This is a genomic window from Acinetobacter sp. LCT-H3 (assembly GCF_001866125.1).
Lineage (GTDB): Bacteria > Pseudomonadota > Gammaproteobacteria > Pseudomonadales > Moraxellaceae > Acinetobacter > Acinetobacter schindleri.
In genome coordinates this window covers 1-307 of the sequence record NZ_MODX01000098.1, presented here as the reverse complement: position 1 = coordinate 307, position 307 = coordinate 1, and the positions used below count along the sequence as shown (strand labels likewise).

Below are 307 nucleotides of genomic sequence, written 5' to 3'. Positions count from 1 at the left end.
AACGACTGTTTGGGGTTGTATAGTCAAGTAATTAAGTGCATGTGGTGGATGCCTTGGCAGTCAGAGGCGAAGAAAGACGTGATAGCCTGCGAAAAGCTCCGGGGAGGCGGCAAATATCCTGTGATCCGGAGATGTCTGAATGGGGAAACCCACCTGGTATAAGCCAGGTATCGTATGATGAATACATAGTCATACGAGGCGAACGGAGGGAAGTGAAACATCTCAGTACCTCTAGGAAAAGAAATCAATTGAGATTCCCTCAGTAGCGGCGAGCGAACGGGGAACAGCCCATTAAGTCATATCAGTT

The 307-nt window shown here is 48.2% G+C and carries 1 rRNA gene; it reads left to right on the top strand.

Going from position 1 to position 307, the window contains the following annotated elements:
* Window positions 1-21: 21 nt before the first annotated feature.
* A 23S ribosomal RNA gene (locus BK820_RS15610) occupies window positions 22-307 on the top strand; the annotation flags it as partial.